This is a genomic window from Brevundimonas sp. AVps4 (assembly GCF_058681525.1).
The window spans coordinates 2,267,147-2,285,341 of sequence record NZ_CM178741.1; the positions used below are offsets into that span (position 1 = coordinate 2,267,147).

Annotated in this window: 22 protein-coding genes and 1 tRNA gene; 4 read left to right on the forward strand and 19 right to left on the reverse strand. The window is 66.6% G+C overall.

The window, feature by feature from the left end:
• Positions 1-22: 22 nt before the first annotated feature.
• The 3 genes from argC to rplM form a co-directional block, all read right to left on the reverse strand.
• Complete coding sequence (gene argC, locus ACW178_RS11205; RefSeq protein ID WP_152950367.1) at positions 23-961, reverse strand: N-acetyl-gamma-glutamyl-phosphate reductase; 939 nt, start codon at positions 959-961, stop codon at positions 23-25.
• A 103-nt stretch (positions 962-1,064) separates the two neighbouring features.
• The gene (gene rpsI, locus ACW178_RS11210; protein ID WP_054765954.1) at positions 1,065-1,556 is read right to left on the reverse strand and encodes a 30S ribosomal protein S9; all 492 of its coding nucleotides are present in this window, start codon (positions 1,554-1,556) and stop codon (positions 1,065-1,067) included.
• A 2-nt stretch (positions 1,557-1,558) separates the two neighbouring features.
• Positions 1,559-2,035 carry a 50S ribosomal protein L13 gene (gene rplM, locus ACW178_RS11215; RefSeq protein WP_054765955.1) on the reverse strand — a complete coding sequence of 159 codons (477 nt, stop codon included), beginning with the start codon at positions 2,033-2,035 and terminating at the stop codon, positions 1,559-1,561.
• Positions 2,036-2,292: 257 nt separating this feature from the next.
• Between rplM and ACW178_RS11220 the strand changes: the two genes are divergently transcribed.
• Positions 2,293-3,693, forward strand: coding sequence for an alkaline phosphatase PhoX (locus ACW178_RS11220; protein ID WP_287106165.1), 1,401 nt, complete (start codon positions 2,293-2,295; stop codon positions 3,691-3,693).
• On the opposite strand, the gene ACW178_RS11225 is transcribed toward ACW178_RS11220, so the two are convergent.
• Positions 3,662-4,762 (reverse strand): COX15/CtaA family protein, encoded by a 1,101-nt coding sequence (locus tag ACW178_RS11225; protein ID WP_287106164.1) that lies wholly within the window; start codon positions 4,760-4,762, stop codon positions 3,662-3,664. The two genes, ACW178_RS11220 and ACW178_RS11225, sit on opposite strands and share 32 nt — an antisense overlap.
• Before the next feature lie 146 nt (positions 4,763-4,908).
• Here ACW178_RS11225 and ACW178_RS11230 point away from each other — a divergent pair, with 146 nt between their 5' ends.
• A complete protein-coding gene (locus tag ACW178_RS11230; protein ID WP_224764328.1) occupies positions 4,909-5,163 on the forward strand; it encodes a transglycosylase in 255 nt (84 codons plus the stop codon).
• Positions 5,163-5,357, forward strand: coding sequence for a DUF2842 domain-containing protein (locus tag ACW178_RS11235; protein WP_054765959.1), 195 nt, complete (start codon positions 5,163-5,165; stop codon positions 5,355-5,357). The genes ACW178_RS11230 and ACW178_RS11235 overlap by 1 nt, the downstream gene beginning before the upstream one ends.
• Positions 5,358-5,392: 35 nt before the next feature.
• Here ACW178_RS11235 and nhaA read toward each other — a convergent pair whose 3' ends face one another.
• From nhaA to ACW178_RS11275, 8 genes are all read right to left on the reverse strand, one after another.
• Positions 5,393-6,625, reverse strand: coding sequence for a Na+/H+ antiporter NhaA (gene nhaA, locus ACW178_RS11240; RefSeq protein WP_492024577.1), 1,233 nt, complete (start codon positions 6,623-6,625; stop codon positions 5,393-5,395).
• Positions 6,626-6,867: 242 nt separating this feature from the next.
• Positions 6,868-6,944, reverse strand: a tRNA-Pro gene (locus tag ACW178_RS11245).
• A gap of 59 nt (positions 6,945-7,003) precedes the next feature.
• Positions 7,004-7,423, reverse strand: a complete 420-nt coding sequence (locus ACW178_RS11250) for a MerR family transcriptional regulator (RefSeq protein WP_054765961.1) — start codon at positions 7,421-7,423, stop codon at positions 7,004-7,006.
• A gap of 5 nt (positions 7,424-7,428) precedes the next feature.
• Positions 7,429-7,734 (reverse strand): integration host factor subunit alpha, encoded by a 306-nt coding sequence (locus tag ACW178_RS11255; RefSeq protein WP_054766969.1) that lies wholly within the window; start codon positions 7,732-7,734, stop codon positions 7,429-7,431.
• A 77-nt stretch (positions 7,735-7,811) separates the two neighbouring features.
• Positions 7,812-8,789, reverse strand: a complete 978-nt coding sequence (locus tag ACW178_RS11260) for a beta-ketoacyl-ACP synthase III (protein WP_287106159.1) — start codon at positions 8,787-8,789, stop codon at positions 7,812-7,814.
• Positions 8,786-9,829, reverse strand: a complete 1,044-nt coding sequence (gene plsX, locus ACW178_RS11265) for a phosphate acyltransferase PlsX (protein WP_492025056.1) — start codon at positions 9,827-9,829, stop codon at positions 8,786-8,788. The genes ACW178_RS11260 and plsX overlap by 4 nt, the downstream gene beginning before the upstream one ends.
• Before the next feature lie 138 nt (positions 9,830-9,967).
• On the reverse strand, positions 9,968-10,486 hold the full coding sequence (locus ACW178_RS11270) for a YceD family protein (RefSeq protein ID WP_082382706.1): 519 nt from the start codon (positions 10,484-10,486) through the stop codon (positions 9,968-9,970).
• A 4-nt stretch (positions 10,487-10,490) separates the two neighbouring features.
• Entirely contained in the window at positions 10,491-11,015 is a 525-nt protein-coding gene (locus ACW178_RS11275) for a ubiquinol-cytochrome C chaperone family protein (protein WP_287106156.1), read from the reverse strand.
• Between the two features lie 91 nt (positions 11,016-11,106).
• Here ACW178_RS11275 and ACW178_RS11280 point away from each other — a divergent pair, with 91 nt between their 5' ends.
• On the forward strand, positions 11,107-11,586 hold the full coding sequence (locus ACW178_RS11280) for an outer membrane protein assembly factor BamE (protein ID WP_054765966.1): 480 nt from the start codon (positions 11,107-11,109) through the stop codon (positions 11,584-11,586).
• A gap of 61 nt (positions 11,587-11,647) precedes the next feature.
• On the opposite strand, the gene ACW178_RS11285 is transcribed toward ACW178_RS11280, so the two are convergent.
• The 7 genes from ACW178_RS11285 to ACW178_RS11315 form a co-directional block, all read right to left on the reverse strand.
• Positions 11,648-13,795, reverse strand: coding sequence for a sodium-translocating pyrophosphatase (locus tag ACW178_RS11285; protein WP_287106154.1), 2,148 nt, complete (start codon positions 13,793-13,795; stop codon positions 11,648-11,650).
• Positions 13,796-13,972: 177 nt separating this feature from the next.
• Positions 13,973-14,404 (reverse strand): hypothetical protein, encoded by a 432-nt coding sequence (locus ACW178_RS11290; protein ID WP_054765968.1) that lies wholly within the window; start codon positions 14,402-14,404, stop codon positions 13,973-13,975.
• Between the two features lie 45 nt (positions 14,405-14,449).
• Positions 14,450-15,439, reverse strand: a complete 990-nt coding sequence (gene thiL / locus ACW178_RS11295) for a thiamine-phosphate kinase (RefSeq protein WP_191554072.1) — start codon at positions 15,437-15,439, stop codon at positions 14,450-14,452.
• Positions 15,439-15,963 carry a transcription antitermination factor NusB gene (gene nusB, locus ACW178_RS11300; RefSeq protein ID WP_054765970.1) on the reverse strand — a complete coding sequence of 175 codons (525 nt, stop codon included), beginning with the start codon at positions 15,961-15,963 and terminating at the stop codon, positions 15,439-15,441. The genes thiL and nusB overlap by 1 nt, the downstream gene beginning before the upstream one ends.
• Positions 15,960-16,421 carry a 6,7-dimethyl-8-ribityllumazine synthase gene (gene ribH / locus ACW178_RS11305; protein WP_191558565.1) on the reverse strand — a complete coding sequence of 154 codons (462 nt, stop codon included), beginning with the start codon at positions 16,419-16,421 and terminating at the stop codon, positions 15,960-15,962. The genes nusB and ribH overlap by 4 nt, the downstream gene beginning before the upstream one ends.
• Positions 16,418-17,566 carry a 3,4-dihydroxy-2-butanone-4-phosphate synthase gene (gene ribB, locus ACW178_RS11310; RefSeq protein WP_224762204.1) on the reverse strand — a complete coding sequence of 383 codons (1,149 nt, stop codon included), beginning with the start codon at positions 17,564-17,566 and terminating at the stop codon, positions 16,418-16,420. Before ribB ends, ribH begins: the two co-directional genes overlap by 4 nt.
• A complete protein-coding gene (locus tag ACW178_RS11315; RefSeq protein ID WP_054765972.1) occupies positions 17,566-18,156 on the reverse strand; it encodes a riboflavin synthase in 591 nt (196 codons plus the stop codon). The genes ribB and ACW178_RS11315 overlap by 1 nt, the downstream gene beginning before the upstream one ends.
• Between the last annotated feature and the right edge of the window lie 39 nt (positions 18,157-18,195).

Here is an 18,195-nt window from a genome sequence, read left to right on the forward strand (position 1 = left end):
GTTTCTCTCCCGTCCTCCAAGCTCAGTTCAGCCCGGTCGCCTCATCCAGTCCCAGCATGATGTTCAGATTCTGCACCGCCGCGCCTGACGCCCCCTTGCCCAGATTGTCCAGCAGGGCGACCAGGCGCGCCTGCTCTCCGCCCCGGTCGCCGAAGACGTGAAGACGCAGACGATTGGTGCCGTTCAGGGCCTCGGGTTCGATCCCCGTCAGGGCCTCGGTCTCTTCCAGGTCGGCGACCTCGACGAACCGCTGGCCCTCATAGGCTTCGACCAGGGCGCCGTGCAGCCGCTCGACCGACGGCGTCTCCGGCAGGGCGGACAGATGCAGCGGAACCTCGACCAGCATCCCCTGGCGATAGTTTCCGACGGCGGGAGCGAACAGGACGGGGCGCGACAAGCCCGAATGTTTGGTCATCTCGGGCACATGTTTGTGCTTCAGCGTCAGGCCGTAGGCGCGATAGGCGGTCGAGGCGTCGTCGGCCTCGAACTCTGCGATCATGGCCTTGCCGCCCCCGGAATAGCCGGACACCGCGTTGACCGTAACCGGCCATTCGGCCGGGACCAGCCCGGCCTTCACCAAGGGCCGCATCAGGGCGATGAAGCCGGTGGGATAGCAGCCGGGATTGGACACCCGTGTCGAGGCGGCGATCGCCGCGCGCTGGTCCGCATCCATCTCGGCGAAGCCATAGGTCCAGTCCGGATCGACCCGATAGGCGGTCGAGGCGTCGATCACCTTGACTGACGGATTTTCGATCATGGCCACCGCTTCGCGCGAGGCGTCGTCAGGCAGACACAGGATCACCGCATCGGCCGCATTCAGCGCTTGGCGCCGTGCGTCCACATCGCGCCGCCGGTCGCCCAGCAGCATCAGGTCCAGATCGCCACGCGCCTCCAGACGTTCGCGGATCTCCAGTCCGGTAGTGCCGGCTTCGCCGTCGATGAAAATGGTGTGGGTCGTCATAGGCTGCTCCCTGGCCGTCCCGCTCCTGCCGGAGGAGATGGGCAAGAAAAAGGGCGCTCCGGGTCTCCCCGAAGCGCCCCAAATCCAAACCGCGAGACCGCGATCAGCGCTTCGAGAACTGGAAGCTGCGGCGAGCCTTGGCGCGGCCGTACTTCTTACGCTCGACGACGCGGCTGTCGCGGGTCAGGAAGCCGTGCGGCTTCAGGACCTTGCGCAGTTCCGGTTCGAAATGCGTCAGGGCGTGCGACAGGCCGTGACGGATGGCGCCGGCCTGGCCCGACAGGCCCGAACCTTCGACGGTGCAGATCACGTCATACTGGGTGGCGCGGTCCGAAACGGTCAGCGGCTGGGCGATCATCATGCGCAGCACGGGACGGGCGAAATACTGCTCCTGGTCCTTGCCGTTGATGGTGATCTTGCCGGTGCCGGGCTTCACCCAGACGCGAGCGATGGCGTTCTTGCGCTTGCCGGTCGAATAGGCGCGGCCCTGGGCGTCCAGCTTCTGGACATAGACGGGGGCGTCGTTTTCGGCCGAGGCGGTCAGCCCCTTCAGGGCGTCGAAGCCGGTCGCGGTTTCGTTGGTCACGTCGGTCATGCTCAGACGCTCCGGGTGTTCTTGGGCGACGCCGACTTGAAGTCGATCGTTTCCGGTTGCTGGGCTTCGTGGTCATGCTGGCTGCCGGCGAACAGGCGCAGGTGCGTCATCTGCTTGCGGGCCAGGGGGCTTTCCTTGGGCAGCATCCGCTCGACGGCCTTCTCCAGGACGCGCTCGGGGAAGCGGCCGCCCAGCACCTTCTCAGGCGTGGTCGACTTGACGCCGCCCGGGTGGCCGGTGTGGCGGTAGTAGATCTTGTCAGTGTTCTTCTTGCCCGTGAACACCACCTTGTCGACGTTGGTGACGACGACATAGTCGCCGCAATCGACGTGGGGGGTGTAGTCGCCGCGGTGCTTGCCGCGCAGACGGTTGGCGATGAAGGTCGCGAGGCGGCCCACGACGACGCCTTCGGCGTCGATGTGGATCCACTTCTTCTCGACCTCGGCCGGCTTCAACGAAGCCGTGGTGCTCTTCAGCATTGAGAGGATTCCTGGAGACGAAAATCGGGTTCGGCCCCGAGGGAACCGAATGAAGGCGCGCTGATACAGGAGGGCGACGACGGCGTCAATCCAATCCAGGACATCCAGATTGCGCCATCCATATGTAAATAAACATCTTTTCTCATAAGGTATTAAAATACCAGTACTTACGGCGTCCTTTTGTTATGAAATAACAGTCGTCGTCATCAAACCATGATCATTCGGAGTCATTGGAGGCCGTTCCTTGGAGCCCTCCCATGATCCTTCATCGCCGCAGCCTCATCGCTTCCAGCGCCGCTCTCGCGTTTTCCGGCCTGGCTCGCAATGTCCACGCCGCCGAAGAGGAAACCTATCTCAATGAGGTCGTCGGCTACGGCCCGCTCAAGCGCGACCCCAACGGGGTGCTGGACCTGCCCGAAGGCTTTTCCTACCGCATCGTCTCCCAGGGCGGAGAGACCATGGCCGACGGCCTGCTGGTTCCTGGACAGTTCGACGGCATGGGGTGTTTCGCCCTGGACGACAGCCGCGTCGCCCTGGTCCGCAATCACGAACTGAAGGGCTCTTCGGCCAGCCACCGCAACTGGGGCCCCGGCGGCTATAATCAGGAACGGATCGGTCGGCTGGACGCGAACCGCGCCTATGACACCTATAAGGACGGCCGTCCCCTGCCCGGCGGCACGACCACGGTCATTTACGACCTGGCGACCGGCCGCACCGAGCGCCAACACCTCAGCCTGGCCGGCACCAGCACCAACTGCTGCGGCGGCCAGACGCCCTGGGGTTCCTGGCTCAGTTGCGAGGAGACCAGCGAACTGCCGGCCGACTCGGACGTGACCAAGGACCACGGCTACGTCTTTGAAGTTCCCGCGCGCGCCGAGGGCCTGGTCGATCCGGTTCCGTTGAAGGCCATGGGGCGCTTCGAACATGAAGCCGTCTGCGTCGATCCCCGCACCGGCATCCTCTATCTCACCGAGGACCAAGGAGACGGCCTCTTCTATCGCTTCCTCCCCGATGCCCCGGGCGAACTGGCCAAGGGCGGTCGGCTGCAGGCCATGGTCCTGCGCGGGCACAAGGGGGCCGACACCTCGAACCACAAGGACCGGATCTGGTCCGTCGGCGACTGGCGCGAGGTGGAGTGGATCGACATGCACGAGGTCGAGAGCCCCAAGGGCGATCTGCGGCTGCGCGGCCATGCCGAAGGCGCCGCCCTGGTGGCCCGCGCCGAAGGCATCTGGTGGGGCGACAATGAACTGTATCTGACCGCCACCTCGGGCGGGCCGATCCAACGGGGCCAGATTCTGCGCTATGTCCCCTCCCCCGAAGAAGGCCGAGGCGGCGAATCCCGGCGGCCCGGGCGCGTGCAGTTGTTCGTCGAGAGCACGGACCTGAAAACGCTGAACATGGGCGACAACATCACCATCGCGCCCTGGGGCCATCTGATCGTCTGCGAAGACAACTATTCGACAGAGGTCAAAAACCACCTGAAGGGGGTCACGCCCGAAGGCAAGCTCTACACCCTGGGGCGCAACGTGTTTCAGGGGAACTCTGAGTTCGCCGGGGCGGTCTTCGCCCCCGACGGCCGGACCCTGTTCGTCAATATTCAGTATCCCGGCCTGACCGTGGCGATCACCGGACCATGGTCCTCGGTCCGGACATGAAGATCCGGGGCTGAGCCCGCAGCACCAGCCAGAGGTTCGCCGTCGCCGCCGCCAAGACGACGGCGGCCCCGGCCTGGTGCAGGACGCCGAGCCACAGAGGAACCGCGTGGATCAGGGTGGCGATCCCCAGGACCGCCTGGCCCCAGACCACCCCGGCCAAAACGAAGGCCGCCAGCCCCATGCCCTCGGCCACCCGCCAGCGCCAGGCCTGAAAGGCGTAGATGCTGACGGCGATCAGCAGACCATAGGCGACCAGACGGTGGTTGAACTGTGTCAGGGCCTGATCGTGCAGGAAGGCGACGGCGCCCAGGCTCCAGTCCGCAGGCGGCAGGACGGAACCGTTCATCAGGGGCCAGTCGGTATAGACGAGCCCGGCGTGCCCGCCCGCCACCAGGGCGCCCAGCAGGCATTGCAGGAACACCAGACCCAGCAGGAAACCCGCGCCGCGCGCCCAGCCGGCCGGAGGGCGTCCGTGGTCCTGACCGTTCCAGGCCTCCAATCCGGTCCAGATCAGGGTGGCGAACAGGATCAAGGCCAGACCCAGGTGGGTCGCCAGACGTTCGGGCGCGACACTGACCCGCTCGGACAGACCGCTTGCGACCATCCACCAGCCGATCAGCCCTTGCAGACCGCCAAGACCCAGCAGCAGGACGCAGCGCCAGATCAGCCGATCCGGCACGGCCCACTGACGAAAAATCGAGCGGGCGGGCGCGATGCGGCACAGCAGAAACACCACAAGCGGCAGGGCGAACACCAGGCCGATCACTCGCCCCAGCAGCCGATGCACCCATTCCCACCAGAAGATGCCCTGAAACTCGGCCAGGCTCATGCCGGCGTTGACCTGGGCATACTGGGGAATCTGCTTGTACTTCTCGAACGCCTCGGCCCACTGGGCGTCGTTCAACGGGGGGATGGCCCCCATGATCGGCTTCCATTCGGTGATCGACAGACCCGACCCGGTCAGGCGCGTGACCCCGCCCACCACCACCATCAGAAAGACCAGGGCCGCCGTGGCGAACAGCCACACGGCCACGGCGCGGTTACGATCTGGATTTCCGAAACGGTTCATTCGACGCCCGACACTGACCCGGATATGGTGTCGCCTTCGACCGTGACCAAATCGCGACCGAGGCGGTATGCCCCGCCCAGGCCGCAAGATCGAGTCGGATTGAGATCATGACGTCCTCCCCGATGGGGCTGACAGGGAGAAGATGCGTGTTGCAATACGCCGACATCGGCGCCGCCCTTCTGGGCGGCCTGCTTCTGGCTTGGGTCGCCGACCTGCTGACCGGACGGCGGGGCTTCGGCGGCGCCAGCCTGGTGTCGGGCGTCGGCCTGGCCTGCGGCTGGTTCCTCGCCGTGCGGGTGTTTGCGGTCAGCACCCTGGACAGCTGGGTCTGGGTCCCTTGGGCCCTGACAGGGTCGGTCGTCTGTCTGGCGACCTTCTTCCTGTTCAGGAACAAGCGCTGATGCCGCCGCGGGCGCGTCGGTTCATCGCCGCCGTCGGCGTCCTGGCCTTTCTGGTCTTCTGGGTGTGGGGCCTCATCGCCCTGCGCGGCCTTTTGCCGCCCTCGCCTTGGATCGACTTCCTGTTTTTCGGGATCGGAGGCACGGCTTGGGGACTGCCGATCATCCCCCTGCTCAGATGGGCGGAGCGCGGCTGAGCCTGCTCAGCCGCGCCCTGCTGTTCGCCTTCTCTTCAGGACGAGGAACCTGCGAGAGGCTCGATTTGCGGATCTGCCGCCGCCGGATCACGCCGGGGACGGCGGCCGGCCAGACCCAGGACGACGGCCGCGCCGACCGCCGACAGAATGGACCCGCCGATCACACCCAGCTTGACCTCGACCTGCTCGGGGGAATCCACCGCCCCCGGAAAGGCCAGGACGCCGATGAACAGGCTCATGGTGAAGCCGACACCGCACAGCAGCGAGATCCCATAGACCTGGAGCCAGCTGGCGTCGGTTGGACGCGCGCCGATCCGCAGGGCCGAGGCCAACCAGGCGGCGCCGAAGACGCCGATCTGCTTGCCGAAAAACAGACCCAGGGCGATCGCCACGACCAAGGGGGCGAAGGCCTGTTCCAGCGACAGGCCGGCGAAAGAGACGCCGGCCTTGGCGAAGGCGAACAGCGGCAGGACCAGGAAGGCGTTCCAGGGATGGAGGTCGTGCATCGCCTCCTTCAGCGGGCTCTGGCGGTCTTCCTTACGCGCCTGGATCGGAACGATCATCGCAAAGGCCACAGCCGTCAGCGAGGTCGAAAGACCGGACAGAACCGTCAGATACCAGACCGCCGAAAATCCCAGCACCCAGAAGGGGGTCGGCACGCGAATCCTGTGCGCGATCAGGCCAAAGGCCGCCAGCAGACCCAAGGCCCAGAACAGCGGCGTCCAATTCGCCCCTTCGCTGAACAGCAAGGCGATCAGGGCGATCGCGCCGAGGTCGTCGACGATCGCAAGGGTCAAGAGGAACACGCGGAGCGACGAGGGCAGCCCCTTGCCGACGAAGCCGAAGATCGCCAGGGCGAAGGCGATGTCCGTCGCCAGGGGAATGGGCCAGCCCGCGTGCGGCGCCCCCATCGTCATGGACAGGAACAGATAGACCGCCGCAGGCCCGGCCATCCCGCCCAAGGCCGCCAGGACCGGCGTCGCCAGCTTCCTGGGGTCGCTCAATTCGCCGCGAACGATCTCATATTTGATCTCCAACCCCACGACGAGGAAGAAGATCGCCATCAGGCCTTCCTTGATCCAGTCGGAGATCGTCTCCTCCAGACGGATCGGCCCGAGCTGGAGCACATGATAACTCTTCAGCCAGGCGAAATAGTCTGCGCTCCAGGGCGAATTCGCCACCAGAAGCGCGGCGACCGCCGCAAGGGCCAGGGCTGAACCCGAGGCGGCCTCGGTCTTGAGGAAGTCCAGTGTAGGTTTGCGCGCCACGGCGGCCTCCGATCATCGAATGAAGCTGTCGTGACGCCAGGTTATCGACGGACGTCGGACCGGATTCGCCTGAAGATCACAAGCGCCGGCCTGGTCGCGGGGGCGACCTGATCTCTGCCGTTCATCATAATGAGCCGAGAACCGGGTTCAAGCCGAAGGCGGCCGAAAAAGACCCGCGTAACCGCAAAACGAAAAGGGGCCGCCCGAAGGCGGCCCCTAAACCCGTCATCGACCTGTGTCGATGGTCGGAGCGACAGGATTCGAACCTGCGACCCCTTGACCCCCAGTCAAGTGCGCTACCAGGCTGCGCCACGCTCCGAAGGCGCTCCCTATAGACGCGGGTTTCGCGCGCCGCAAACGCAAAAACAGGTTTTCCACCTAGCTTCTCAGAACAGCGTCCAGTCGGGCCTTGGCCTGTTCCAAATCCATCAGCACGACATTCAGCCGCTCAGTCACGCCGGTCAGGGCCGGCTCCCTTGAAATCAGGGGCTCAGCCGGGGATTCGGCGTCGCGCGCCTCTATCAGGCCGGCCATGTCCGCGCCGACCAGCGTCTTGAGCCCCTGCTCCTTGTGCAGCCGTTGCAGCCCGCGGATGGTCAGGCCGTCCTCGTGCAGCAGCCGCCGAACCGCCTTGAGCACGGCGATGTCCTGGGGCCGGTAGAATCGACGTCCACCGGCGCGCTTCACCGGCGTGACGAAGCTGAACTTGGTTTCCCAGAACCGCAGAACGTGCTGCGGGGCTCCGACCTCCTCGGCCGCCTCAGAAATGGTGCGGAAGGCGTCGGCGCTCTTGGCCAAGCGAATCAGGCCTCGACGACGGCGTCGTGAACCCGGCTCTTCATGATCTGAGAGGCGCGGAAGCTGATGACGCGACGGGGGTTGATCGCCGCCGGTTCGCCGGTCTTGGGGTTGCGGCCCATGCGGGCCCGCTTCTCACGCACCTGGAAGACGCCGAAACCCGACAGCTTTACGGTATCGCCCTTTTCCAGGGCCTCCACGATCAGCTCCAGCGTCCGTTCGACCAGGGACGAACACTCCTGGCGGGACAGACCGACCTCTTCATGCACAGCTTCACAAAGGTCGGCGCGCGTTACGGTGTGGTTGCCCATCATAGTCCCGTCTGGAAACGATCTGCTGGGCGCATAGGGGCGCAAACCTCTCAGAAAATCAATGCCCGGCGCAGCGGTTAAAGCCTCAAGGCGCAGGCGCCCCAGGTCAGGCCGCCGCCCATGGCTTCCAACAGCACCATGTCGCCCTTCTTGATCCGCCCGTCCCGGATCGCCGCATCCAGCGCCAGGGGAATTGAGGCGGCGGAGGTGTTGGCGTGAAGAGCCACGGTCGAGATCACCTTGTTCTCGTCCAGACCCAATCGGTCGCCGACGCCCTTGATGATCCGCTGATTGGCCTGGTGCGGCACGAACCAATCGACGTCGGCCACCTCGATCCCGGCGGCCTCACAGGCCGCAGTGATGCCTTCGGCGATATTGACCACCGCATGGCGGAACACCTGATTGCCCGCCATCCGCAGATGGCCGACGGTTCCGGTCGACGCCGGCCCGCCGTCGACATAGAGCAAATCCGTCTTGGACCCGTCGGCGCGCAGGGCGAAGCCCAGCATCCCCTGGTCGGCGGCCGTCCCCTGCCCCTCGCGCGGCTCCAGCACCACGGCGCCGGCGCCGTCGCCGAACAGCACACAGGTCGTCCGGTCGGTCCAGTCCATCAGCCGCGTCATTTCCTCGGCGCCGATCACCAGGGCGCATTTCGACAGGCCGCGGGCGACGAAGCCGTCGGCGACGCTCAACGCATAGACGAAGCCGGAACAGACCGCCTGAACGTCGAAGGCCACGCCGACGCCGGCGCCCAGCTTGTGCTGAACGATGGAGGCCACGGCCGGGAATGTCATGTCCGGCGTAGTCGTCGCCACGATGATCAGATCGACATCCGCCGCCGTCTTGCCGGCGTCGGCCAGGGCCTTCCTGGCGGCCTCGACCGCCAGATCGCTGGTCGGCTGGTCGTCGCGCGCCTTGTGGCGCTGTTTGATCCCCGTGCGCTCCTGGATCCATTCGTCGGAGGTGTCGACGATCTGGGCCAGGTCGGCGTTGGTGACGATCTGCTCCGGCAGATAGGAGCCGACGCCGGTCACGGCGCTGCGGGTGACGCTCACTGAAGGGGTTCTCCGGCGGGGGCGGCGGGCGGGCTGGAATGGTCGAACACGGCGTCCAGCTTGCCCAGATTGGCGCCGACCTTGGTCATATAGTCGCTGCGGGCCAGATCCACAGCGATACGGATGGCGTTTCCGAAGCCCTTGGCGTCGGCGCCGCCGTGGCTCTTCACCACAATCCCGTTCAGCCCCAGCAGGGGGCCGCCGTTGATGGCGCTGGGGTCGATCTTCTCGCGCATCTTCTTCAGGGCCGGCATGGCGATGGCGGCGCCCAGCTTGGCCTGCAGGTTCGAGGTCAGGGCCTCGCGCAGCAGGGCCGAGATATAGCGGGCCGTGCCTTCGGCCGTCTTCAGGGCGATATTGCCGGTGAAGCCGTCGGTGACGACCACGTCCACCGTGCCCTTGGCGATGTCGTCGCCTTCGACGAAGCCGTAATAATTCAGGTCGAACGGGCCGTCGCGCAGGATGGCGTGCGCCTCCTTGACCTGTTCATTGCCCTTCATGTCCTCGGAGCCGACGTTCAGCAGGCCGATGGTCGGGCGAACGGTGCCGCGCACCGCCGTCTGGAAAGCCTCGCCCATGATGGCGAACTCGACCAGTTGCTCGGCGTCGCTGCCGATGTTGGCGCCGACGTCCAGAACCGCCGTATGGCCCTTGAAGGTCGGCCAGCTGGCGACGATGGCCGGCCGCTCCAGGCCCGGCGCCGACATGCGCAGAATCAGTTTGGAGATGGCCATCAGGGCGCCGGTGTTGCCCGCCGAGACCACGCCGCGGGCCTCGCCGGTCTTCACCGCCTCGACGGCGTTCCACAGGCTGGAGCCCTTGCCCCGGCGCATGGCCTGGGCGGGCTTCTCGTCCATGGCCACCACCTTGTCGGTATGACGGATGTCGACCGTGTCGGCCGGCAGGCTGCAATGCGCCAACTCGGCGCGAATCCGGGTCTCGTCCCCATGCAGCAGGAAGCGGACTCCCTCCCCGCCATGGGCGCGGACAAAGCTTTGGACGCCCGGAACGACGACGGATGGGCCGTGATCGCCGCCCATGGCGTCAAGCGAGATCGTAACTGGGGCTGGCAAATGGACCTCGACTAACCGCGTCGTCTTGTCGCACGACACTGGATATAGGCGCCGGACGATAGCGCCGACGCCGGGGGATGCAACCGCACGGCCCCTGCGTCAACCTCAGCCTTGGTCGTCCTGCGGCTTCAGGGCCTTCAAAGCTGCAAAGGGCGAGATTTCGGCGGGCTCTTCCGGTTGCACGAACTGCGCCCCCGGCTTGCGCGGAAAGGGGTCCAGAGACAGGACCAGCTGCTCGACCGCATACTGCCCCAGGTCGATCTTGCCGTCCTCGATCAGGTCGGCGTCCTCCTCCTCCAGGGTGACTTCGATCTCGTCGGTCTGCTGCGGTTCGGCCTCGGCCAACTGAATCGAGAAGCGGCGGTCCACCTCGACCGGCAGGGGTTCCAAGGTCAGGCCGCAGGTCTGGATCGCATGGGCCGTGACGCGCCCCTTCATCGTCCACTCGCTGCTCGACGGGGTCGGCTTGACCTCGATCTCTACGGCGAAGGCGTCCAGGCCCTGCAGATCCAGGGCGCGCGCAATTCGCTGACGCGCCTCCGCGTCGGGCTCCAGGCGTCGGCTCAGCCCCGCGCCGATCTGATTGACCCGCACCGTCTCGCTGTAGGGGAGGCTTGCGCTCATGGTCTCAAACATCCGTCCAGGCCGGCTTCACCAGCACATCATTGAATTCCTGCGCCGCCAGGGCGGCTCGCGCGGCCAGGGCGTAGCGCGCCAGATCAGCCGCCTGTTCCGCCCGCGTCTCGCCATAGACATTGCGCGCCAGAGCTTCGGTCAGAGCCGCCGCATCGCCGTCGCGCAGCGGCGGCTCATAGGCGTTCATCCGGCCGTACAGGGCCTCGCCCAGCTTGCGCATCTTCTTGCCCACCGAAATGTCGCCGACGCCTTCTTCCCGCAACGCATGGTCCAGCGCCGAGACATAGACGTCGAACAGAGCCTGGGCCGCGTCTCGCCCGGGCGGCGTGTTCTCATCGCGCAGCCGCAGCACCAGCAGCAGCACGTGCAGCGTATAAAGTTCGAACCGCGCGTCGATCCGGTCAGCCACGCCCAGTCGCGTGTAAAGTCCCGGCCGGCGCGCCTGCTCCACCGCCAGGGCGTACAGGGCGTCGCCGATGCGGACGCCTTCGCGGGGTTTGAACAGGTTTTTCAGCATGGCTTTAAACGGCCCCTTTTCCGCCGCGCCGTTGAACTAGGACGCAGGTCCGTCTAGGTCAAAGATCTTGTTCTCTCGCAGGCGCCCGATCATGTCTCGTTTCGTCCCGCTTTTCGTCGCCGTTTCCCTGGGCGGCCTGTCCGCCGCCTGCGCGCCGATGGTCGGCTCCAACGGCTTTCAGGTGATTGACGCCAAGCCCCAGGACGTGGTCGCCGGAACCGACACCAAGGAGACGGTGCTGGCGCGGCTGGGCTCGCCCTCGACCACCTCGACCTTCGAACCGGACAAGGTCTGGTACTACATCAGCCAGACCACTGAGAAATACACCTACAATCTGCCGGTCGTTTCCAGCCGCACGGTGACCGAAATCACCTTCGAGCCGAACGGCGACAAGGTCGCCGCCGTGCGCACCCTGGGGCTGGCGGACGGCGAACAGATCGCGATGAACAGCCGCGAAACCCCGACGCGCGGCCGCGCCCTGACGGTTCTGGAGCAGCTGCTGGGCAACGTCGGCCGCGGCCAGCTGCCGCGCACCGAGGACGACACTCCCGGTCAACGCCGCCCGGACTGATCCCCGGCGCATCGCCCAAGGAAAAACGCCCCGGAGAATCGCTCTCCGGGGCGTTTTCACGTCAGCCGACCGTCCCGCTGGCCAGCACCGCCAGCAGCAGCAGGGCCACGATATTGGTGATCTTGATCATCGGATTCACCGCCGGCCCCGAGGTGTCCTTATAGGGGTCGCCCACGGTGTCGCCCGTGACGGCCGCCTTGTGGGCCTCCGATCCCTTGCCGTGCACCACGCCGTTCTTGTCGGTGAAGCCCTCCTCGATCACCTTCTTGGCGTTGTCCCAGGCGCCGCCGCCCGAAGTCATCGACACGGCCACGAACAGGCCGGTGACGATCACGCCCATCAGCATGGCGCCCAAGGCCGCAAAGGCGTTGGCCTTGTCCGAGATGGCCATGACGGCGACGAACAGGACGATGGGCGACAGGACCGGCAGCAGCGACGGCGCGATCATCTCGCGAATCGCCGCCTTGGTCAGGATGTCGACCGCCCGTCCGTACTCGGGCTTGACCTGATAGGTCATGATGCCGGGGTTCTCGCGGAACTGGCGCCGCACCTCGGCCACGACAGACTCGGCGGCGCGCCCCACCGCCATCATCGACATGCCGCCGAACAGGAAGGGCAACAGCCCCCCGAACAGCAGGCCCACGACCACATAGGGGTTGGTCAGGTCGAAAGCGACCGTCCCCATGTCGGCGAAGAAGGGATAGTCGGACGGATTGGCCGAGAAATATTGCAGGTCCGACGTATAGGCCGCGAACAGCACCAGCGCCCCCAGGCCCGCCGAGCCGATGGCGTAGCCCTTGGTCACGGCCTTGGTCGTGTTGCCCACGGCATCCAGCGCATCGGTCGAATGCCGCACCTCGCTGGGCAGGCCCGCCATTTCGGCGATCCCCCCGGCGTTGTCCGTCACCGGCCCAAAGGCGTCCAGGGCCACGATCATCCCCGCCACGCCCAGCATGGTGGTGGTGGCGATGGCGATGCCGAACAGGCCCGCCAACTGGAAGCTGGCCACAATGCCGACGATGATGGTCAGGGCCGGCAGCGCCGTGGCCTCCAGCGACACCGCCAGCCCTTGGATGACGTTGGTCCCATGACCCGACACCGAGGCGTTGGCCACCGACCGCACCGGCCGGAAGCCCGAGCCGGTGTAGTATTCCGTGATCACCACGATCGCTGCGGTCACCGCCAGCCCGACCATGCCGGACCAGAACAGGGCCATGGGCTGGATGACCAGACCGCCGGTCGTCGTCACCGGCCCGCTCACCATCTGGTCAATGACCCACCAGACCGCGCCGATGGACAGGACGCCGGTCACGATCAGCCCCTGATACAGGGCGCCCATGATGTTCTGGCTCTTGCCCAGCCGCACGAAGAAGCTGCCGATGATCGAGGTCACGATACAGACCGCGCAGATCGCCAGCGGCAGCACCATCAGCATGTCCACATAGGGCTGGCCGCGGAAGAAGATGGCCGCCAGCACCATGGTCGCCACGGTCGTCACCGCATAGGTTTCGAACAGGTCCGCCGCCATGCCGGCGCAGTCGCCGACATTGTCGCCTACGTTGTCGGCGATGGTGGCGGCGTTGCGGGGATCGTCCTCGGGAATCCCGGCCTCGACCTTGCCCACCATGTCGCCGCCCACGTCGGCGCCCTTGGTGAAGATGCCCCCGCCCAGTCGCGCGAAGATCGAGATCAGCGAGGCGCCGAAGCCCAGGGCCACCAGGCCGTCGATGACCTCGCGGCCGACCGGGTTCAAACCGAGGTGGTGGGTCAGGACGATATAGTAGCCCGACACCCCGATCAGGGCGCCGCCCGCCACGAACATGCCGGTGATCGCGCCCGACCGGAAGGCCAGGTTCAGCCCCTTGGACAGGCTTTCGGAGGCCGCCTGGGCCGTGCGAACATTGGCCCGCACCGAGATCAGCATCCCGGCGTAACCGGCCGCGCCCGACAGGACCGCCCCGATCAGAAAGCCCACGGCCGCATAGGGGCCGATCAGCAGATAGGCGGCGATCAGGATCACAATCCCCACCAGGCCGATGGTCAGATATTGCCGCTTCAGATAGGCCGAGGCGCCTTCCTGAATGGCGGCGGCGATCTCTCGCATCTTGTCGTTGCCAGTGCTCGCCTTCATCAGGGCGGCGGTCTGAACGGCGCCGTAAAGCACCGCCAGAACACCGGCCGCGAAGACCAGCGTAAGATAGGTCGTCATTGGCGTTTCCATGCCCTTGCAAACAGGCGCGCAGGCCTGGCGCGGCGGGCGGGCCTTAGGGCCTCTGTCCGCCTTCCGGTCCCCCCGCACGCGGCGAGCGCGTCATTGCGCCCCTTGGGATTTTGCAGAGGGAGCGTGTCACGGGCGTCAAGTTGACGCAACCGTGATCGTTGACCGCTAGTGAGCGGTCGGCATGCCGGAGCGACGGCGTGGGCTCTGGGCGATGATCTCGACGCCGGTCACCGAGCCCCGTCCGGAGATGGTGTTGGCGGCAGCGACCAGGGCGGCCGACATGCGACGCTCGTCCAGGCGCGTCCAGTCGCCGGGAACGGTGAAGGGGGTCCGGTGCGCGGCCTTCACCAGGGCGTCGCGGAAGAAGGCCTCCTTCAGCCGCATCTGATCGGCGGTCTTGCCCGCGCCGAGCATCAGGCGGAGCGAGACGAAGACATAGTTCCGCAGCCGACCGTCAGCGATGACGGGCAGGCCCACCCCCGCTATGCCGAAGGTCGGGGGCCCTTCGGCCGCCTTCTCGGAGGAGGCGGCGGCGGAACCGGCGGCGGTCCCGGCGAGGGCGACGGTTCCGGCGGCGATGAAGCTTCTGCGATCCATGCGACCAGCCTAACGGCGGTGGGTTAGGATTCCCTTGCGAAAGTCCTAGCCATGGGTCCAGCCGGCGCGCCCCGGCGTCAGGGGCCGGCCGCCGTAGGAGACCGTGACCCCGGCGCCGACCCGCACCTCGCCCAGCAGGGTCAGGCGAACCCGCCGCCGGTCGGCCTCTCGGCGCAGCGTCTCCACCAGCCGGGCGGGGGCGGTGAAGACGATCTGGTAGTCGTCGCCCCCGGTCGCCAGATCCTCCAGCGCCGCCTGAGGATCGACGCGGGCCTCGAACCAGGCCCTGGCGGCCGCCGACAGGGGCAGGCTGTCCAGCTTCAGGTCGATCGCGACGCCGCTGGCGCCGGCGATATGCTTCAGATCGGCGATCAGCCCGTCGGAGACGTCGGCCGCCGCAGTGGCGTGGGCGGCGATCACCTCGGCGAAATCCTGCTGAGGCGTCGGCTGGCGATAATGGTCGATCAGAAAGGCCAGCCGCTCGGGATCGAGCGTCAACTGACCCCGCGCCGCCTGAAGCCCCAGGAGGCCGTCGCCGATCGTGCCGGTCACGAAAACCATATCCCCCGCCTCGGCTCCGGCGCGCGACACCGCCCCCCCGGCCGGCACCCAGCCCAGGGCGGTCAGGGAGAAGGCGGCTGGGCCCGGTGTCCTCACCGTGTCCCCGCCCATCAGAAAGACGCCGAAGCGCGCCTGATCCTGAGCCAGGCCTGAGGCGAAGGCTTCGCGTTCCGGCCAGCCGCAACGTTCGGACCAGGCGCAGGCCATCAGATAGCCGAAGGCTTCAGCCCCCTTGGCCGCCAAGTCCGACAGGTTCACACGCAGCAGCTTTCTGGCCACCGTATCCAGGGGGTCGTCGGGCAGGAAATGGACGCCTTCGACGATGGCGTCCTTGGTCAGGACCAGATCATAGCCGGGCCGGGACGGCAGGACCGCCACATCATCGACCAGCCCCCTGCCCCACTCCGGATGGGCCAGGGGCCGCAGCAGCGTCTCGATCGTCTCGAACTCGCCCGCGACGTCGAGCGCGGGCATCAGCGGCGGACGTCTCTGGCGACGCCGTCCAGAGCAGCGTTGACGAACCGGGCCTCGGAGTCGTCGAAGAAGGCCTTGGCCAGTTCGACATATTCGTCGATCACCACTTCGCGCGGCGTCTCCGGATGTTTGATCAGTTCCCAGGCGCCCGAGCGCAGCAGGGCGCGCAGGGTGGCGTCGATCCGCTCCAACCGCCAGTTGGACGCCAGCCGGGCCTTGATCGCCGCGTCGATCTCGCGCTGGCTTTCGATCACACCGCGCACGATGTCGGCGAAATAGGCTTCATCCGCCTCGGCCAGGGCCTCGCCCTCGATGTCGGCGTCAAAGCGGAAGTTGGAGAATTCGGTGATCACCGTCTCCACCCCCTCGCCCGCCAGCTCCATCTGGTACAGGGCCTGGACGGCGGCGAGGCGCGACACGGTGCGCGCCCGGCGCTGTTTGGAGCTCAGATGGGGCTCGGCCCGCTGTTTCTCGGCCTCGGCCAGTTGTTCGAGGACGGCCTTGACGCTGTTCGGTTCAGTCATGCGCCGAGGCCTAGCCGCAACCGCTTCTTCAATGCAATGAGGTCCAGACAGGCTTTGGCCGCTCCGCCGCCCTTATCCCCTTCGGAAAGCCGCGCCCGGGCCCAGGCCTGATGCTCGTCCTCGGTCGTCAGAATGCCGTTGCCGACGATCAGCCCCTTGACGCCCAGCGCCATCAGCCCGGCCGCCGACTGGTCCGAGACGATCTCGAAATGATAGGTCTCGCCGCGGATCACGCAGCCCAGGGCCACATAGCCGTCATAACGCGGCGCGGTCGGGAAGCGACCGGCCTCCTCGGCCATGGCGATGACCGCCGGGATCTCCAGGGCGCCCGGCACGGTGACGACGTCGAACGCGGCGCCGTACGCCTTCAGCGTCTCCTTGGCGCCCTCCAGCAGAGCGTCGGCCAGTTCGTCGTAGAAGCGCGCCTCGACGATCAGAATACGGGGTGCGTCGGTCACGCCTTGTCTTCTCCATCCATGTCGCGCCAGCCGACGATGCGCAGGCCATAGCCTTCCAGCGCCGTCGGTTCAGGTCTCGTCGAACTCATCACGATCATATCCTTGACGCCCAGGTCCAGCAGGATCTGCGCCCCCACGCCATAGGCCCGCAGCGACCGATCCACCGCGGCCGGCTTGTCCACCCCCGCCAGACGTTCCGCCAGCGAGTTCAGGGCCGGGTCGCGCAGGAAGACGACGACGCCCGGACCGTCATGCTCGGTGATCTGCTTCAGGGCCTTGGGCACATAGTCCTGGCGCGCCTCGACATGGCCCAGCAGATCGCAGGCGAAGTCCACCTGGTGCATCCGCACCAGGGTCGGTTTGGACGGGTCGATCCGACCATGGACCAGGGCGACGTGTTCCGCCCCCTCGATCGTATTCTTATAGAGCATCAAGCGGAACGGCCCGCCGTGAACACTCTCGAACGGCGTATCCATGATCCGTTCGACGAACCGCTCGGTGCGGCGGCGATAGGCGATCAGGTCGGCGATGGTGCCGATCTTCAGCCCGTGCAGCTGGGCGAAGGCGACCAGATCCGGCATCCGCGCCATCTCGCCGTCGTCCTTGATGATCTCGCAGATCACCGCCGCCGGGGTCAGGCCGGCCATGCGGCTGATGTCGACGGAAGCCTCGGTATGGCCGGCGCGGACCAGCACCCCGCCGTCACGCGCCACCAGGGGAAAGATGTGGCCGGGCGAGACGATGTCGTCCATGCCCTTCGAGGCGTCGGTCGCCACCTGGATGGTCCGCGACCGGTCGGCCGCCGAAATACCCGTCGTCACGCCTTCCTTGGCCTCGATCGAGACGGTGAAGGCGGTCTTCATGCTCTCGCGATTGTCGGCGGCCATCGGCGGCAGCCGCAGCTGCTGCGCCCGCTCGGCCGTCAGGGCCAGGCAGACCAGACCGCGGGCCTGTTTGATCATGAAGTTGATCTGATCCGGGGTGGCGAACTGGGCGGGGATGATGATGTCCCCCTCGTTCTCGCGATCCTCGGCGTCCACCAGGATGTAGGGACGGCCGTTGCGGGCGTCCTCCAATATGTCCTCGATGGGACTGATCGGGCTGTCGTTCATGTTCGCGGCCAGCATCTGGCGTTCCTTCGGCATCAGGCCGTCTCCTGCCACCGCGCCAGGTAGCGCGCCAGCATGTCGATCTCGAGATTGACCGGATCGCCGACCTTCAGGCGGCCCAGGGTCGTCACTTCCCACGTATGCGGAATGATATTCAACGAAAAGACCCGGTCTTGCACGGCGTTGACCGTCAGCGACACCCCATCCACCGTGATCGACCCCTTGGCGGCGATATAGCGGTGCAGCGGCGCCGGGGCCTCGACCTCGATCCGGTGCGAGCCCCCTTCGGGCGTGATGGAGACGACCCGGCCCAGGCCGTCGACGTGACCCGAGACGACGTGCCCCCCCATCTCGTCGCCCAGGCGCGCAGCCCGTTCCAGATTGACGCCGTCGCCGGCCTTCCAGCCGCCCAGCGTCGTCTTGGACAGGGTCTCGTTCGACACCTCGACGGCGAACCAGTCTGGGCCCTTCTCCGTCACGGTCAGGCAGCAGCCCGCATGGCTGATTGAGGCGCCCAGGTCGATGGAGGCCACGTCCCAGGCGGTCTCAATCTCATAGCGGCGGTCGCGCGCGGTCTCGCGAACGTCGCGGACGCGGCCGATGTCGGTGACGATGCCTGTGAACATGAGACGACCGGTCCCCCTTCGGACCCGAAAAATACAATC

Bases quoted from the DNA above. Each gene is read 5' to 3' on its own strand.
- thiL (WP_191554072.1), bottom strand. From the start codon at position 15,439: ATGCCCGCGCTCGACGTCGCGGGCGAGTTCGAGACGATCGAGACGCTG.
- nusB (WP_054765970.1), bottom strand. From the start codon at position 15,963: ATGACTGAACCGAACAGCGTCAAGGCCGTCCTCGAACAACTGGCCGAG.
- ACW178_RS11280 (WP_054765966.1), top strand. From the start codon at position 11,107: ATGTCTCGTTTCGTCCCGCTTTTCGTCGCCGTTTCCCTGGGCGGCCTG.
- ACW178_RS11315 (WP_054765972.1), bottom strand. From the start codon at position 18,156: ATGTTCACAGGCATCGTCACCGACATCGGCCGCGTCCGCGACGTTCGC.
- ACW178_RS11270 (WP_082382706.1), bottom strand. From the start codon at position 10,486: ATGAGCGCAAGCCTCCCCTACAGCGAGACGGTGCGGGTCAATCAGATC.
- rplM (WP_054765955.1), bottom strand. From the start codon at position 2,035: ATGCTGAAGAGCACCACGGCTTCGTTGAAGCCGGCCGAGGTCGAGAAG.
- ACW178_RS11290 (WP_054765968.1), bottom strand. From the start codon at position 14,404: ATGGATCGCAGAAGCTTCATCGCCGCCGGAACCGTCGCCCTCGCCGGG.
- argC (WP_152950367.1), bottom strand. From the start codon at position 961: ATGACGACCCACACCATTTTCATCGACGGCGAAGCCGGCACTACCGGA.
- ACW178_RS11225 (WP_287106164.1), bottom strand. From the start codon at position 4,762: ATGAACCGTTTCGGAAATCCAGATCGTAACCGCGCCGTGGCCGTGTGG.
- ACW178_RS11235 (WP_054765959.1), top strand. From the start codon at position 5,163: ATGCCGCCGCGGGCGCGTCGGTTCATCGCCGCCGTCGGCGTCCTGGCC.
- ACW178_RS11285 (WP_287106154.1), bottom strand. From the start codon at position 13,795: ATGACGACCTATCTTACGCTGGTCTTCGCGGCCGGTGTTCTGGCGGTG.
- ACW178_RS11275 (WP_287106156.1), bottom strand. From the start codon at position 11,015: ATGCTGAAAAACCTGTTCAAACCCCGCGAAGGCGTCCGCATCGGCGAC.
- ribB (WP_224762204.1), bottom strand. From the start codon at position 17,566: ATGCCGAAGGAACGCCAGATGCTGGCCGCGAACATGAACGACAGCCCG.
- plsX (WP_492025056.1), bottom strand. From the start codon at position 9,829: ATGGGCGGCGATCACGGCCCATCCGTCGTCGTTCCGGGCGTCCAAAGC.
- ACW178_RS11220 (WP_287106165.1), top strand. From the start codon at position 2,293: ATGATCCTTCATCGCCGCAGCCTCATCGCTTCCAGCGCCGCTCTCGCG.
- rpsI (WP_054765954.1), bottom strand. From the start codon at position 1,556: ATGACCGACGTGACCAACGAAACCGCGACCGGCTTCGACGCCCTGAAG.
- ACW178_RS11255 (WP_054766969.1), bottom strand. From the start codon at position 7,734: ATGGGCAACCACACCGTAACGCGCGCCGACCTTTGTGAAGCTGTGCAT.